Genomic DNA, 15,604 nt, shown 5'->3' with positions numbered 1-15,604 from the left:
CCGGTGACGGCGGCGCCATTTCCATTCGACCGTGATTGCAGAAACCCACTCCGCATTCCGACTTTCGTTCCGGCAGAAGGCAAAGCGCCTCCCCTGGTGGCTTTCGGCCGCCGTGGCGGCCATCGGTCTTGTCGTCCTTCTGCCGCTCGCCGCGCTGATCGAGATCGCCGCCGAGGGCGACACGGAGATCTGGCCGCATCTCATTGCGAATGTTCTGCCGGCGAGCACCATCGACACCCTGGCGCTCCTCGCCGGAATCGGCATCGTGGCGGGCTCGATGGGCATCACGGCGGCCTGGCTCGTCACGGCCCATCGCTTTCCGGGCCGCGGCATCCTTGTGTGGCTGCTGCCGCTGCCGCTCGCGGTGCCGACCTACATCACCGCCTATATCTACGTCGAAGTCTTCGATTCCGCCGGCCTCGTCCAGATGGCCCTACGTGGCCTCATGGGCTGGAAATCGCGCAGCGATTACTGGTTTCCCGAGATCCGCTCGCTGCCCGGCTGCATCCTGGTGATGTCCGCCGTGCTCTATCCCTACATCTACATCGCGGCCCGGGCGATGTTCCTGACGCAGAGCGCCAGCATGCTGGAGGTGGCGCGAACCCTCGGCGCCAGCCGCATCAAGCTGTTCCGCATCATCGCCCTTCCCCTGGCCCGTCCGGCCCTCGCGGTCGGGGTTTCCCTCGCTCTCCTGGAAGCCCTGAACGACATCGGCGCCAGCGAGTATCTCGGCGTGCGGACGCTTACCGTCTCCGTCTACAACACCTGGCTCAACCGCGGCAGCCTGCCGGGCGCGGCGCAGATCGCCTGCGTGATGCTGGCCTTCGTGATCGGCCTGATCCTGATCGAACGCTACGGCCGTCGCGACCGCCGCTATGCCGCTTCGCCCAAGCGGCACCGGACCGTGCATCCCGTTCCGCTGTTCGGCATGCGAGGCTGGATCGCGACGTTTCTCTGTGCCGTTCCGGTCGTCCTGGGCTTCGTCATTCCGACGGCGTTCCTGCTGCGCGAAACGCTTCGCGGCAGCCTCTTCGATCAGTTCGATGCGGAATTCCTCACGCACTTCATGACCACCATCGGCCTCTCGGTCGTGGCGACCGGCACGGTGCTGGTCCTCGCAGTGGTGCTCGTCTCGGCCGCACGCCTGTCCAAGAACTCCCTGACCAAGGGCTCGCTCTTCATTGCAGGCCTGGGCTATGCCCTGCCCGGCACGGTCCTGGCGCTCGGCCTGATGACTCCCCTCGTCGGGATCGACAACCTGATCGGCACCCTCTGGCGCAGCCTCACCGGCGAGCGCATCGGCCTCCTCCTGATGGGAGCCGCCGGGGGCATCGTCATCGCCTATGTGATCCGCTTCCTGTCCATTGCCACCGGCTCCCTCTCGGCCGGGCTCGACCGGGTGTCGCCGAGCCTCGAGGATGCCGCGCGGACGCTGGGCGCCTCGCGGCGGGAAATGGTCTGGGCCATCCAGATCCCCCTCATGCGCCCGGCCCTGGCCAGCGCCGCGCTGCTGATCTTCGTCGATTGCATCAAGGAGCTGCCGGCGACCCTCCTGCTGCGGCCCCTCAACACGGAAACGCTCTCGACGCTCGTCTACACCTATGCCTCGCGGGGCCGCTTCGAGGATGGGTCGCTCGCGGCCCTCGTCATCGTCCTCGTCGGCCTACTTCCGGTCATCCAGCTCGTGCGCAGCGCCGAGGCGCGGCCGCGCGCGGTTGAGAGCACGGGCAGTTCCGGGTCGGATTCGCCGGCCTGAAAGATCAATGCCGCCCATCGAGGTGCTTGGCTCATGACGGGCTCACGCGCATTTCCCTCTCCCTTGCGGGAGGAGAGCCCGGCGCTTCCTCGGCCTGTCTCTAAGGAGCTATCGCCTTTCGATAAGGTGGACCGCCCCGCAAACGCGACTTAGGATGCCGTGCGGCAGGCTCATCGGAGCGTGAGTAGCATGAAGAAGCGGCTTGTGTGGTGGAGTAGCTTGGGCGTCGCCGCGCTTCTCGCAACGATCTCCGCGACTTGGATTCTCTCCCTGCCTCCTGCGCCGAATGTCGGCGCCGCGCGACCGATCGCGAAGGAAGAGGCCGACGCCATGCTGGCGGCCCTGAAGCCGCCGAAGCGCCAGCGCCCGCTCGTCGCGATCCTCGGCCTCAACGACGCGACCGAAACGACCGATTATCTCATGCCCTATGGCATCCTCCGGCGCGCCGATGTCGCCGACGTGGTGGCGCTGGCGACGGGGCCAGGGCCGGTGACGCTGTACCCGGCGTTCAAGATCGTGCCGGACATGACGGTGGCGGCTTTCGACGCCAAGTACCCGGACGGCGCCGACTACGTCATCGTCCCCGCCATGAGCCGCGACGACGACCCGGCCGTCCTGCGGTGGCTCAAGACGCAAGCCGACAGGGGCGCGATGATCGTCGGCGTCTGTGCCGGCGCCAAGATCGTGGGCGAGGCGGGGCTGCTCGACGGCAAGCAGGCCACGACGCACTGGTACTACGTCGATGAACTGCGCAGGGATCATCCCGCCATCCGCTATGTGGAGGACCGGCGTATGGTCGTCGATAGAGGCGTTGCTACGACGACCGGGATCAGCGCCTCCATGCCGATGGCGCTCACCCTGATCGAAGCCATCGCGGGCCGGAGCAGGGCCGAGGCCGTTGCCCGGGACCTCGGCCTTCCCACGTGGGATGCAAGCCACCGGAGCGACGCCTTCTCTTTCACGCAGCCCTTCGTCCTGACGATCATCGGCAACGCCCTCACCTTCTGGAAACGCGAGCAGCTCGGCATCGACCTTCGCCCCGGCGCCGACGAGGTGTCGTTGGCCCTGGTGGCCGATGCCTGGTCGAGGACCTACCGATCACGCGCCGTGACCTTCGCCCGGACGGAAGACGCGCTCGAGACCCGCGGCCGCATCCGCATCATTCCCGACAAGGTCGCTCTGAGCTGGTCGGCAGAGCACCTGCTTCCTGCGATCGGAACTCAACGACCGGCCCAGGCGCTGGATCAGGCGCTCCAGGACATCGCAGCCCGCTACGGGAATCCCACGGCCGATCTCGTCGCCATGCAGCTCGAATACAGGCGGTAAGAATCGCCGGTTATGACGGCCACTGATCGAGCACGACCTCGCTGCTGACCGTCTCGACCTGATAGCTGAACCGCTTCGTATAGAGGGTCAGGAGTGAATCGTGCCCCTCATCCGATGAGCTGCACACGCCGTCGGTGACGATCACGACCCGCAGCCCCAGATCGACCGCGCCAAGCACGGTGGCGAGAACGCACATGTCGGTCTCGGAGCCGGTGATCAGAAGGGTATCGATGCCGCGCTCGTTCACGAGATCGCGCAGCTTGTGCCCGGCGAAGGCTGAATAGACCGGCTTGTCGAGGACCACGGCCGGCGGAGCGAGCCGCTGGAGCGAGGGCATCAGGTCCAGCATTCTTGGATCGAGGCGTTCCCTGGTGACCTCGCGCCATTGCTCGTAATAGCCGCGCCAGGTCCCGGGCATGTCCTCCGGCCGGAACGGGGGAATGAAGCGGGTGAAGACCGTCCGATCCGGAGCCCGCTCGGCGATCCGCGTGACCGTCGGCAGGACGCGCTCCATCCATGGGGTCGGCCAGGGCCCGTCGACCGAGAAGAGGCGCTGCATGTCGATGCACAGGTGGAGCGTGGCGGGACCGAGGGGCGTCATATCCATAGCGGGCAAGAGGACGATCCGGGCCAACGGACCCGAGTCCGCCCGGGTTCCCTGGAAAAGCGAACGGGCCCCGAGGATGCCCGGGACCCGTCTGAAAAGTTCTTGGAAAGCGAGGATCAGGCCGCGTTGGACTGATTACCGTTCAGGGCGACCTTGAACTCGGCCTGGGTCTTGGCCTTGATCTCGTCCACGCTCACGCCGTCGGCGAGCTCGATGAGGGTCATGCCGGTGCCGCCCTTCTTGTCGATGGAGAACACGCCGAGATCGGTGATCACCAGATCCACCACCCCGGTGCCGGTCAGGGGAAGGTTGCACGCCGTCAGGAGCTTCGGGTCCTCCGAGCCGTCCTTGGCCTTGGCCACGTGCTCCATGACGACGACGACGCGCTTGACGCCGGCCACCAGGTCCATGGCGCCGCCCATGCCCTTGACCATCTTGCCCGGGATCATCCAGTTGGCGAGATCGCCGTTCTCCGCCACCTGCATGGCGCCCAGGATCGACAGGTCGATATGGCCGCCGCGGATCATGCCGAACGAATCGGCGGACGAGAAATAGCTCGTCGTCGGCAGCTCGGTGATCGTCTGCTTGCCGGCATTGATGAGATCCGCGTCCTCCTCGCCCTCGTAGGGGAACGGTCCCATGCCGAGCATGCCGTTCTCCGACTGGAGCTGCACGCGCATGCCCTTGGGGATGAAGTTGGAGACCAGCGTCGGGATGCCGATGCCGAGGTTCACGTAGAAGCCGTCGCGCAGCTCCTTGGCCGCGCGGGCGGCCATCTGTTCACGGGTCCAGGCCATCAGACTTCCTCCCCTGCTCCGGCAGGCGCGGCTTCGGCGCGCTTGCGGGTCGTGCGTTGCTCGATGTGTTTGACCGGGTTCGGCACATGGACCATGCGCTTGACGAAGATGCCCGGCGTGTGGATGCAGTCCGGATCGATCTCGCCGGCCGGCACCAGATGCTCGACCTCAGCGATGGTCAGGCGCGAGGCGGTCGCCATCATCGGATTGAAGTTGCGGGCGGTTTTCCGGTAGACGAGGTTGCCTTCCGTATCGCCCTTATAGGCGTGCACGATGGAGATGTCGGCGAACAGGCCCGTCTCCATGACGTATTTCTCGCCGTTGAACTCGCGCACCTCCTTGCCCTCGGCGATGAGGGTGCCGACGCCGGTCTTGGTGTAGAAGGCCGGGATGCCCGCGCCGCCGGCGCGGATGCGCTCGGCCAGCGTGCCCTGCGGATTGAACTCCAGCTCCAGCTCGCCGGAGAGGAACTGCTGGGCGAACAGCTTGTTCTCGCCCACGTAAGAAGAGATCATCTTGCGGATCTGGCGGGTCTCGAGCAGGCGGCCGAGGCCGATGCCGTCCACGCCCGCATTGTTGGAGATGAAGGTCAGCCCCTTCGCCCCCGAATCACGGATAGCCTCGATCAGCGTCTCCGGAATGCCGCACAGGCCGAATCCGCCGGCCATGATGGTCATCCCATCCTTGACCGCCCCGGCCAGCGCTGCCCGCGCGTCGCTGTAAACCTTATCCATCAAAACCTCTCCCCATGGGCATGTTCATGCTCGTTAGAGCATCGTCCGGAAAAGTGGGCCCGGTTTTCGCTGCCGCGGCCCTCTGGGTCCGGCCCGAACGATGCTCTCCTCTATAGACGAAGCACCGGATAAATCCCAAAAGTGCAAGTCCACTTGTGGGTCCGATGCTGTAGAAGCGCCCGAACAATAAACCTCGGGAGCAGCTTGCGACAATTTTGCCGCAGGCCACTCGGCTACGAATGGCGGCACCCTGCAACTTGGCCTCAATTTAGACAATCCCTTCCTATGGATATATGGAAACGATCCAAGATTTCAGCCTTGCCTGAGGACATCTCCTCATGGTCGCTTGCTAGGCAGGGCTCAAGGTTTACAACGCATATCCCATGTCCCGCCGCATAGTCCTTCTCATTGCGCTGATTTCGCTCGCCGTTCTCGGAACGGCCGCCTCTCCGTGGACATTGCCCGGCGGCGGCCTGTCCGCGGAGCTGACGCAGCATGTGAAGGAGAAATACGGCCTCGACCTGACGGTCAGGGGCCGCAGCACCTTCGCGGTCCTTCCCATCCCGAGGGTCAAGTTCGAGGATGTGACGTTGCAGTTCCCGGGTCAGGCGCTGAAGGCCGACGGTGGAACCCTGAGGGGGGAGCTTCGCCTCCTGCCCTTGATCCTCGGGCGGATCGAACTCTCGGATTTCGACCTGACCGAGAGCCGCATCACTGCATCGCTCCAGGCGCTCCAATCGGTCAATTGGGCGGAGGCCTTCAAGGATCGGACGAAGGAGACCTATGCCCGGCGTCTCATCGTGAGCAAGTCCACCCTGCGCTGGACAGACCTGAAGGAAGCCAACCTCGACCGGATCAACCTCGTGGTCCGCTGGGCCGACGCGGCCGAGCCCTTGACGCTGTCCGGATCCGCCCTCTGGCGGGACGAAGTCGTCGCCCTCGAACAGGCCTCCGTCTTTCCCGACCTCCTGGTCTCGGACCGGATCAGTCCCTTCGCTCTGACCCTTTCGACCCATTCCGCCAAGATCACGGCCGAGGGCGAGGCGCAGCTCGGCCTGTCCCCTCGGATCACCGGTGAAAGCGCCATCAAGGCCAAGTCCGTGCGCGATTTCACCCGCTGGAGCGGCGTGGAGCTGCCCTTCGGGCCGCTGCTGCGCGCGGTTTCCCTCGCTGGCGAATTCTCGATGGACCGTCGTCGCCTGTCCTGGCCCGCTGTTTCCGTAACGCTCGGAGAGGACAAGCTGGAGGGAACCATCGGCGTGCGGTTCGACACGGAGCGCCCCGTCATCACCGGAACGCTTGCCGCCGACACGCTCAACCTGTCGGACCTGTTTGCACCCTTCTCCCAGGCCCGGACATCCTCCGGCGCCTGGAGCGAGGAGACCATCGACCTGACCCGGACCACGGGCGCCGATCTCGACCTGCGCCTCTCGGCAGCGAGTGCGAATCTCGGCCGCATCAGCCTCGACGACATGGCGGCCAGCGTCCTCGTGCAGCCCGGGCGGATCGAGGCTTCGATCGGCCGGGCCGGGTTCCAGGACGGCAGCCTGAAAGGCCGCCTGTCGCTGGCGCGGCAGGATGGTCAGGTCGAGTTGAAGAGCCAGGGGACCTTCGCCGGCGTGAAGATCGCCCCCTTCCTGGTCGCCATGGGAGAGCCGCGCTGGATCACCGGCCTGGCCTCCGGACAATTCGGTTTCGAGGGAACGGGCAAGAACCCCGCCGACGTGATCCGTGAGGCTCAAGGCCGCTCCTCCATCGAGGTCGTAGACGGAGAAATCGTCGGGATCGCTCTCGACGACGCCCTTCGCCGGGTGGACAAGCGTCCGCTTCTCGCGTCCCTCAACTGGAAGGGCGGCCGAACGCCGTTCGACAAGGCGCAGGCGCAGATCCTGATCAGGAACGGCGTCGGCGAGATCGCGGAAGCCCATCTGAAGGGTCCCACCGTCCAGGCCGACCTTCAGGGCCAGGTGCTCCTGGTCGACCGGACGCTCAGCATGACGGCGAACGTTTCGCCCGCAGGCACCCCGCCGGGCCAATCGCCTTCGCTCGTGTTCAACGTGGCGGGCGACTGGGACAACGTGGCCGTTTCCCCGCAGGTTCGCTCCCTCATCGAGCGCTCGGGCGCAGCCAAGCCCCTCTTCCCCTCGGACCGCGTACCCGCCAACGAACAGCGCCCCCAGGCGGTCGCTCAGTGAGCTTTGCGCAACACTGAGCGCTTGCTGATCAGGGTCGCGGAGATCACCCCTAGCGTCACGATGCCGATCAGGAGCGTGGAGGCCGCATTCACCTCCGGCGAGAGTCCGAGCCTCACCTGGCTGTAGATCTTGATCGGCAGGGTCGTGGCGCCGGGGCCGGCGTTGAAGCTCGCGATCACCAGATCGTCCATGGACAGGGTGAAGGCGAGCAGGAAGCCCGCCACGATGGACGGGGCGATGAGCGGCAGGGTCACTGAAAAGAACGTGCGCAGGGGCGGCGCGCCGAGATCCATGGCCGCCTCTTCGAGCGAGCGGTCGAAGGTCATGAGGCGCGACTGAACCACCACCGTGACGAAGCACATGGTGAGCGTGGTATGCGCGAGCGTAATCGTCCAGAACCCGCGATCCAGGTCGACGGCGACGAAGAACAGGAGCAGCGACAGGCCGGTGATGACCTCCGGCATGACCATCGGGGCATAGACCATGCCTGTGAACAGCGTCCGGCCGGGAAAGCGTCCGTAGCGGGTCAAGGCGAGCGCCGCGAGGGTTCCGAGGATCGTCGCCAGCGTCGCCGAGAGGAGCGCGATCCGCAATGTCACCCAGGCCGCCTCCATGAGGGCCTGGTTGCGGAAGAGCGCGCCGTACCACTGGGTCGAGAAGCCGCCCCATACGGTCACGAGGCGGGACGCGTTGAAGGAATAGATCACCAGAAGCAGGATCGGCAGGTACAGGAACGCGAAGCCGATCACGAGGGAGGTGACGTTGAAGACGCTCAGGCGCCGGTTCATGGCCGTGCCTCCACGCGCCGGGCCTCGACATCGCGGTAGATCACGATAGGCACCACGAGAATGATGAGGAGCAGGATCGCAACCGCCGAAGCCAGCGGCCAGTCCCGGTTGGAGAAGAACTCGCTCCAGAGCTGCCGGCCGATCATCAGGGTTTCCGATCCGCCGAGCAGGTCGGGAATGACGAACTCGCCGACCGCCGGAATGAAGCACAGGAGCGAACCTGCGACGATACCCGGCATGGCGAGCGGCACGGTGATGGTCCAGAACGACCGCCAGGGCGGCGAGCCGAGATCGAGGGCCGCCTCGAGCAGCGTGTCGTCCATCTTCTCAAGCGTCGCGTAGAGCGGCAGCACCATGAAGGGCAGATAGGCATAGACGATGCCGATATAGACCGCCGTCTCCGTGTTGAGGATGTCGAGTGGCTCGCTGATCAGGCCGAGCCCCATCAGCGCCTGGGTGAGCAGCCCTTCCGGCTTCAGGATCGCCACCCAGGCATAAATGCGGATGAGAAAGCTCGTCCAGAACGGCAGGATGACGAGCGCCACCAGCAGCGAACGGTAGCGTTCGGGCGCACGGGCCATGCCATAGGCGATCGGAAAGCCCACGAGCAGGAGAAGCACCGTCGAGATCGCCGCGATGCGCACCGACGAGAGCGTCGCCCGGAAATAGAGGTCGTCCTGAGTCAGGAGCTCGAAATTCTCCAGGTCGAGCCCACTGAAGAAGCCGGCAATGTCGCTCCAGTCGAACACCGGCTTGTACGGCGGCTGGGCCACCGCCGGATCCGACAGGCTGATCTTGAGAACGATCAGGAACGGCACGAGGAAGAAGATGCCGAGCCAGAGATACGGCACGGCCGGCACGAGACCGGCCATCAGGCGTCGTGCGAAGGGGCGCTCCGTCATGACCCTATTCCGCCAGGATCACGGCCGCATCCGGCGCGAAGGTGACATAGACCTGCTCGTCCCAGTCGATGGGATTCTCGACGAAGCGGGATGCGTTGGCGCGGGTGACGCGCAGGATCTCGCCGGTGGCGAGCTTGACGCGATAGACCGTCCAGTCGCCGAGATAACCGATATCCCACACTTCCCCGGTCAGGACGTTGAGCGCATCGGAGCGCGGAGGATCGCGCTGGATTACCATCTTCTCGGGCCGCACGGCAATCGCCACCGCCTGGCTGGAATGGAGAACCTCGTCCGGATCATCGATGGTGAGCGGCACCTGGGCCGAAGCGGTCTGCACGCGCCAGAGGCCGCTTTCCTGCCCCTGCACATGGCCTTCCAGGATATTCACGTCGCCGACGAACTCGGCGATGAACCGGGTCTTGGGCTGCTCGTAGATCTCGCCCGGCGTCGCCACCTGGACGATCCGTCCGTGATCCATCACGGCGATCCGGTCGGCCATGGTCATGGCCTCTTCCTGGTCGTGCGTGACCACCACGAAGGTCATGCCGAGTTCGTGCTGGATGTCCATCAACTCGAACTGAGTCTCCTCGCGCAGCTTCTTGTCGAGGGCGCCGAGGGGCTCGTCGAGGAGCAGCACCTTGGGTTTCTTGGCCAGCGCGCGGGCGAGCGCCACGCGCTGGCGCTGGCCGCCGGAGAGCTGGCTCGGATAGCGCCGGGCGAGCTTTTCAAGCTGCACGAGGCGCAGCATCTCCCCGACCCGCTCGGCGATCTGGTCCTTCGGCATGCCGTCCTGCTTCAGGCCGAAGGCGATGTTCTTCTCCACGCTCATGTGGGGGAAGAGCGCATAGGACTGGAACATCATGTTCACGGGCCGGCGATAGGGCGGCACCCCGGAAAGGCTTTGGTCGCCCAGGGTGATCGTTCCCTCGCTCGGCGTCTCGAAGCCCGCGAGCATGCGCATGAGGGTCGTCTTGCCGCAACCGGACGGGCCGAGCAGGCAGAAGAACTCGCCTTCGAAGATGTTCAGGGAGAGATGGTCCACCGCCACCGCGTCTCCAAACCGCTTCGTGACGTTGTCGAAACGGATGAGCGGCTTGGCATCGGGATTGGACCAGGGTGCAAAGGCACGGCGTACGGCGCCGACGGAGGTGGGTTGGCGAGACGGAGGAGGCAAGATGGTGCGACTTCGACCTTGAACGGGGAAACGAGCGGGCAAGCTATGATGTTCGTCTCGCAAGAACAATACTTTAAAACGGTTTTGACCACCGGAACGAAGGCCGCATTTCCCGCAACCCTGCCCTGCCGGATCGGGGCGGCCCGGCACCTTGCGTCGCGGCGAGGAAAGGAGTAGCAAGCCCTCATATTATTAGCGCCCTAATAATACGCCCACTAGGTTGCAAGATCATGACTCCTGCCAAGGCGGCTTTCTCCGAGGAACTCTGGAAAATCAGCCGGAAGATGCGCACCCTGTTCGATGCCCGCGTCCGGGCCCAGGGGCTGACCCTGCCGAGGGCCCGCGCTTTGATCTTTCTCGGCAAGAAGGCCGGCATGACCCAAACCGAGCTGGCGGACGCTCTGGAAATCGAGGGTCCGACCCTGGTTCCGCTCCTCGACAGCCTGGAGAAGCAGGGCCTGATCGAGCGCCGGCCGGTCGATGGCGACAGGCGGGCCAAGCAGATCGCCCTGACCGCAACAGGACAGGAGCAGGCGACCCATATGGACCTGCTCGTAAGGGAATTCCGCAGCGACGTGCTCAGGGACATCAGCGAGGATGATCTCAGGATCGCCATTCGCGTCTGCGAGGCCATGGGCCGGAACATCGAAGCCTCAAGCTGATTGATGTTCCTTCCATGACCGCAGAATCTCACAATCGCCCGTCCGAGAACGAGCGTTCCCATGCCATCGGCTCCGAGGTCGAGACCCCTTCCGAGCCGCTGGTGCAGCAGGCGCCGCCCACCCCTCCGGCGGCGCCTGCTCCCATGCCGTGGTCCCGGGCGGCCCTCTACATGCTGGCTTCCCTCCTCCTGTCCCTCACGCAGGGCCTGGGAATGAATCTCGCCGCCGCGAATTTGCCCCAGCTTCAGGGGCCGCTCGGCGCCACCACCAATGAAGTGACCTGGCTGATCGCAGCCTACATGGCGCCGAATGTCAGCCTCTCGCTGATCCTGGTGAAGGTCAGGGCGCAATACGGCCTTCGCAATTTCGCGGAGCTGAGCATTCTCCTGTTCGTGCTCGTGATGCTGCTGCACATCTTCGTGCGGGATCTGCAATCGGCGCTCATCGTGCGCTTCTTCAGCGGGATCGCGGCCGCGCCCATCTCGACGCTGGCCTTCCTCTACATGCTGGAGCCGCTTCCACCGGCGAAGAAGCTGAGCATCGGCCAGCCCCTCGTTCTCACGAATATTGCGCTCGGCGCTCCCCTGGCCCGCCTGATCTCGCCAGATCTTCTCATGATGGGCGATTGGCACGGCCTGTATCTCTTCGAAATCGCGCTGGCCATGATGGCCTTCGCGGCCGTGTACCTCCTGCCCCTCACGCCGCCGCCACGGGCCAAGGTCATCCACTGGCTCGACGTGGTGAGCTATCTCTTCATCGCCGTCGGCTTCGGGCTCATCGCCATGGTCTTCACCCTGGGGCGGGTCTATTGGTGGTTCGAGGCGCCGTGGCTCGGAATCATGCTCGCCGTCGGCCTTGCCTCCCTCACCTGCACGATCGTGATCGAGCTCAACCGGGAGAATCCGTTTCTCGACATTCGCTGGCTCACCAGCAAGGAGATCCTTCATCTCGCCGGCACGCTCCTTATCTTCCGCCTCCTCATGTCGGAGCAGACCGCCGGCGCCTTCGCGTTCTTCCAGGCGATAGGCCTGCAGAACGACCAGATGACGATCCTGTCCCTCGTGGTCATCGGTGCATCGATCGCCGGGGGCCTGTCCTACATCCTCTTCGTCAAGCCGGGCCGCGAGAACGCCGCCCAGATGATCGCCCTGGGCCTGCTCATGGTCGGGGCCCTCATGGACAGCAACGCAACGAACCTGACGCGGCCCGAGCAGATGTATGTCAGCCAAGCCTTGATCGCGATGGCCGGTGTCCTGTTCCTTCCACCCGCCATGGCGACCGGTCTGGCGCTGGCCCTGAAGCGGGGGCCGACCTTCATCCTCAACTTCATCGTCGTCTTCCTGACGACTCAGAGCCTCGGCGGCGTGATCGGCTCGGCCCTTGTCGGCACCTTCATCACCTGGCGCGCGCGCTTCCATCTCCAGGACATGGCCGATCACCTCGCCTCGACCGACCCGCTCGTCACGCAGCGCCTTGCGCAGCTCGCGGGGGCCTACGGCCGTGTGCTCACGGACAGATCCCTGCTCAATGCGGAAGGCGTGGCGCTCCTCGGCCAGCAGGTTACCCGCGAGGCCACCGTGCTCGCCTACAACGACGCCTTCCTGGCCATCGCCCTCCTCGCCGCCTTCGCCCTAGCGGCGATGATCCTGCACCTCGCGCTCCGTGCGATCCGCAAAAGCACCTCACCTGAACCCCAACCGGCCGTCAGTTAGCACTCTCATGAGCAAGCTCCTCCGTTCCTCCTCCACCATCCTCGCCGCGTTGATCGGCATCGCCGGCGTGGCCCTCGTGCTCTACGCATGGCGGCTTCCGCCCTTCACCAGCTCGGTCCAGACCACCGACAATGCCTATGTGCGCGGCCAGATTACGATCATCGCCCCCCAGCTCGCGGGCTACGTGGCCCAAGTGGCCGTTCAGGACTTCCAGCATGTGAAGGCCGGGCAGCTTCTGGTGAAGATCGACGACCGCATCTTCGCCCAGAAGCTCGAACAGGCGAAGGCCACCCTGGCAAGCCAGCAGGCGGCTTTGACCAATTCCGAGCAGAAGGAGCGCTCGGACCGCGCGCGTATCGAATCGAGCAAGGCGCAGGTCGACAGCGCCAGGGCCGTTCTGAGCGCCGCGGACGCGAGCTGGAACAGGATCGCGCCGCTTCTGGAACGCGGCGTCGCGACGCAAAGCCAAGCCGATCAGGCCCGCGCCGCGCTCGACCAGGCAACCGCCTCCCTGCACCAGGCGGAGGCCGCCCTGACCGTCTCTCAGCAGGACCTCGCCTCCACGCTCGTCAACCGCCAGTCTCTCGAAGCGGCGGTGCAAGGCGCCGAAGCGGCCGTTCGCCTCGCGGAAATCGACCTGCAGAACACCCGGATCGTCGCGCCTGAGGAAGGACAGCTCGGCGAAGTCGGCGCCCGCCTCGGCCAATACGTGGCGGCCGGCACGCAGCTCCTCACCATCGTCCCCGAGCGGATCTGGGTCATCGCCAATTTCAAGGAAACACAGCTGCCGGGCATGAAGGTCGGCCAACCCGTGACCTTCACGGTCGATGCACTGGAGCATGCCACACTTCAGGGTCGCATCGAGCGCTTCTCGCCGGCCGCCGGGTCCGAATTCAGCGTGATCAGGACCGACAATGCCACCGGCAACTTCACCAAAGTGGCGCAGCGGGTGCCGGTGCGCATCGCCATCGCACCAGGGCAGCCGCTCACCGAACGTCTCTCGCCCGGCATGTCGGTGGTGGTGAGCGTGGACACCGCCGCCCGCCCATCAAATGTCCCGGCCACAGGAACCGGCGCGCAACCCCAGGGCTCGAACGTGACGTCGGAGGCGGACCGGCGGTAGGTCCGACAGTGGGAGGCTTGAGGGAAGGAAAACCAGACGCGAGACGTAAGGTGGTTTCCCTTCCCCTCTGCTAAGCACCCTCCTCGGAATGGTACCCACCCTGTCATGGCCGGCCTTGTGCCGGCCGCTCCGATTGGAAAGGCTCTGTATTTCAAGCCATCGAGATCACCGGCACGAAGTCGGTGAAGACATACAGCGAGGACACCAAACGCTCATCCAAGTGCCGCCGCTCAGTGTCCTCCCCCGCCGCCCGACGGAGCGGCACGAGGCTTCTTGATGAAGGGCAAGGCGCAGATCAGGCCTAAGAACAGCACGGTCAGGAGCAGGAACACGTCGGCGAACGCCATCACCAGCGCCTCCTTCCTGACCATGTTCGACATGGTCTTGATGGCGGCGGCATTCGCGTCTGTGCCGAGTCCCTGAAACCGCATGGTCAGCGCGTTGAGAGTTTCCATCGCCCGGGAGCTGTCCCACGAGACGCTCTCGCGCAGGCGCTGGAGGTGCAGGTCGGTCCGATTGTTCAGCAGGGTGTTGATCACCGCCAGTCCCACCGCGCCGCCGAGATTGCGGGTGAGGTTGTAGAGGCCCGACGCGTTCTTGATCCGGCTTGGATGCAAGGTACCGAGGGCAATGTTGTTGATCGGCACCATGCAGATCATGAGACCGACGCCGCGGAAGATCTGCGGCACGAACAGCTCCCAGAAATCCCAGTCCTTGGTCAGGCCCGTGATCTGCCACGTGCCGAAGGCGAAGGCAGCAAAGCCCATGGCCATCATGATGCGGGGATCGAGCTTGCGGGAGAGAAAGCCCGCCACGGGCGCCATGAGGAACATGCAGGCGCCGGACACGAACATGGTCTCGCCGATCTGCAGAGACGAGTAGCCCCTCACCCGCGCCAGATAGACCGGGTACAGATAGGTCAGGCCGTAGAGTCCGATGCCCATGACGAAGCTGAAGGACGAGCCCGCCAGGAAGTTGCGGTCGGCGAAGGCGCGCAGGTCCACGATGGGCTGCTTGGCCGTGAACGCCCGGTAGAAGAAGCCGAAAGCTCCGACGACGCAGACGATGGCGAGGATCAGCACCGCCTCGTCCTGGAACCACTCGTTGTTGGGCCCTTCTTCCAGCACGTATTCCAGGCTGCCGAGGAAGGCCGCCATGAAGCCGAGGCCGGCCCAGTCGAAGGACTTGAACAGGCTGAAGTCGGGCTCGTCGAAATCGACCAGCAGATAGGTGGACACGGTGACGAAGATGCCCGGCACGATGTTGACGAGGAACAGCCAGTGCCAGGAGAAAAGGTCCGTCAGGTAGCCGCCGAGCGTCGGGCCGATGGTCGGCGCGAGCGTCGCCACGAGGCCGATGATCGGCGAGATCACGGGCCGCTTCTCCGGCGGGAAGATGGTGAAGGCGGAGGCGAAAACGGTCGGGATCATGCCGCCGCCGATGAAGCCCTGGAGCGCCCGATAGACGATCATCTGCTCGATGTTCGTCGCCGTCGCGCACATGAAGCTCATGAGCGTGAAGCCGCCCGAGGCGATCACGAACATCCACCGCGTCGAGAGCACGCGCGAGAGCGTGCCCGAGAGCGGGATCATGATCACTTCGGCGATCAGGTAGCTCGTCTGAACCCAGGAGATCTCCTCCGACGAGGCCGAGAGGCCCGCCTGGATTTCGGCGAGCGACGCCGAGACGATCTGGATGTCCAGGATCGCCATGAACATGCCGAAGACCATGCAGAAGAACGCGAAAGTCCGGCGCCGGTCGAGCGGCGCCGGCGTCGCGGCGGGCATGCCTTGAGGCCTGGGCGAGATGGCGGCCGATGCGGCCATGG

The 15,604-nt window shown here is 65.1% G+C and carries 13 protein-coding genes; 6 read left to right on the top strand and 7 right to left on the bottom strand.

What is annotated here, in order from left to right; genetic code table 11:
- Positions 1–31 precede the first annotated feature (31 nt).
- Together H0S73_RS11120 and H0S73_RS11115 are read left to right on the top strand one after the other, a co-directional pair.
- A complete protein-coding gene (locus H0S73_RS11120; protein WP_343058322.1) occupies positions 32–1,756 on the top strand; it encodes an ABC transporter permease in 1,725 nt (574 codons plus the stop codon).
- Between the two features lie 189 nt (positions 1,757–1,945).
- Complete coding sequence (locus H0S73_RS11115) at positions 1,946–3,082, top strand: DJ-1/PfpI family protein (RefSeq protein WP_181052212.1); 1,137 nt, start codon at positions 1,946–1,948, stop codon at positions 3,080–3,082.
- Positions 3,083–3,092: 10 nt separating this feature from the next.
- On the opposite strand, the gene H0S73_RS11110 is transcribed toward H0S73_RS11115, so the two are convergent.
- The 3 genes from H0S73_RS11110 to H0S73_RS11100 form a co-directional block, all read right to left on the bottom strand.
- Positions 3,093–3,689, bottom strand: a complete 597-nt coding sequence (locus H0S73_RS11110; protein ID WP_246389263.1) for a cysteine hydrolase family protein — start codon at positions 3,687–3,689, stop codon at positions 3,093–3,095.
- A 116-nt stretch (positions 3,690–3,805) separates the two neighbouring features.
- Positions 3,806–4,486, bottom strand: coding sequence for a 3-oxoacid CoA-transferase subunit B (locus H0S73_RS11105; RefSeq protein ID WP_181052211.1), 681 nt, complete (start codon positions 4,484–4,486; stop codon positions 3,806–3,808).
- Positions 4,486–5,220, bottom strand: a complete 735-nt coding sequence (locus tag H0S73_RS11100) for a CoA transferase subunit A (RefSeq protein ID WP_181052210.1) — start codon at positions 5,218–5,220, stop codon at positions 4,486–4,488. The genes H0S73_RS11105 and H0S73_RS11100 overlap by 1 nt, the downstream gene beginning before the upstream one ends.
- A gap of 383 nt (positions 5,221–5,603) precedes the next feature.
- Between H0S73_RS11100 and H0S73_RS11095 the strand changes: the two genes are divergently transcribed.
- Positions 5,604–7,415, top strand: a complete 1,812-nt coding sequence (locus H0S73_RS11095) for an AsmA family protein (RefSeq protein ID WP_181052209.1) — start codon at positions 5,604–5,606, stop codon at positions 7,413–7,415.
- Here H0S73_RS11095 and H0S73_RS11090 read toward each other — a convergent pair.
- Genes H0S73_RS11090 through H0S73_RS11080 form a run of 3 tightly spaced genes read right to left on the bottom strand, consistent with a single transcriptional unit; the run spans position 7,409 to position 10,279 of the window.
- Positions 7,409–8,203, bottom strand: coding sequence for an ABC transporter permease (locus H0S73_RS11090; RefSeq protein WP_181052208.1), 795 nt, complete (start codon positions 8,201–8,203; stop codon positions 7,409–7,411). The genes H0S73_RS11095 and H0S73_RS11090 overlap by 7 nt on opposite strands.
- A complete protein-coding gene (locus tag H0S73_RS11085; protein ID WP_181052207.1) occupies positions 8,200–9,105 on the bottom strand; it encodes an ABC transporter permease in 906 nt (301 codons plus the stop codon). The genes H0S73_RS11090 and H0S73_RS11085 overlap by 4 nt, the downstream gene beginning before the upstream one ends.
- Before the next feature lie 4 nt (positions 9,106–9,109).
- A complete protein-coding gene (locus H0S73_RS11080) occupies positions 9,110–10,279 on the bottom strand; it encodes an ABC transporter ATP-binding protein (protein ID WP_181052206.1) in 1,170 nt (389 codons plus the stop codon).
- Between the two features lie 230 nt (positions 10,280–10,509).
- Between H0S73_RS11080 and H0S73_RS11075 the strand changes: the two genes are divergently transcribed.
- The 3 genes from H0S73_RS11075 (at position 10,510) to H0S73_RS11065 (ending at position 13,776) form a co-directional block, all read left to right on the top strand.
- Positions 10,510–10,941 (top strand): MarR family winged helix-turn-helix transcriptional regulator, encoded by a 432-nt coding sequence (locus tag H0S73_RS11075; protein ID WP_181052205.1) that lies wholly within the window; start codon positions 10,510–10,512, stop codon positions 10,939–10,941.
- A gap of 143 nt (positions 10,942–11,084) precedes the next feature.
- Entirely contained in the window at positions 11,085–12,653 is a 1,569-nt protein-coding gene (locus tag H0S73_RS11070; protein ID WP_181054307.1) for an efflux MFS transporter permease, read from the top strand.
- 7 nt (positions 12,654–12,660) lie between these two features.
- Complete coding sequence (locus H0S73_RS11065) at positions 12,661–13,776, top strand: HlyD family secretion protein (protein WP_181052204.1); 1,116 nt, start codon at positions 12,661–12,663, stop codon at positions 13,774–13,776.
- Between the two features lie 230 nt (positions 13,777–14,006).
- Here the strand turns inward: H0S73_RS11065 and H0S73_RS11060 are convergent, their stop codons facing one another.
- Complete coding sequence (locus H0S73_RS11060) at positions 14,007–15,602, bottom strand: DHA2 family efflux MFS transporter permease subunit (RefSeq protein ID WP_181052203.1); 1,596 nt, start codon at positions 15,600–15,602, stop codon at positions 14,007–14,009.
- Between the last annotated feature and the right edge of the window lie 2 nt (positions 15,603–15,604).

This window comes from Microvirga mediterraneensis, from assembly GCF_013520865.1.
Classification (GTDB): domain Bacteria; phylum Pseudomonadota; class Alphaproteobacteria; order Rhizobiales; family Beijerinckiaceae; genus Microvirga; species Microvirga mediterraneensis.
This window is presented reverse-complemented; position numbering and strand designations above follow the sequence as displayed.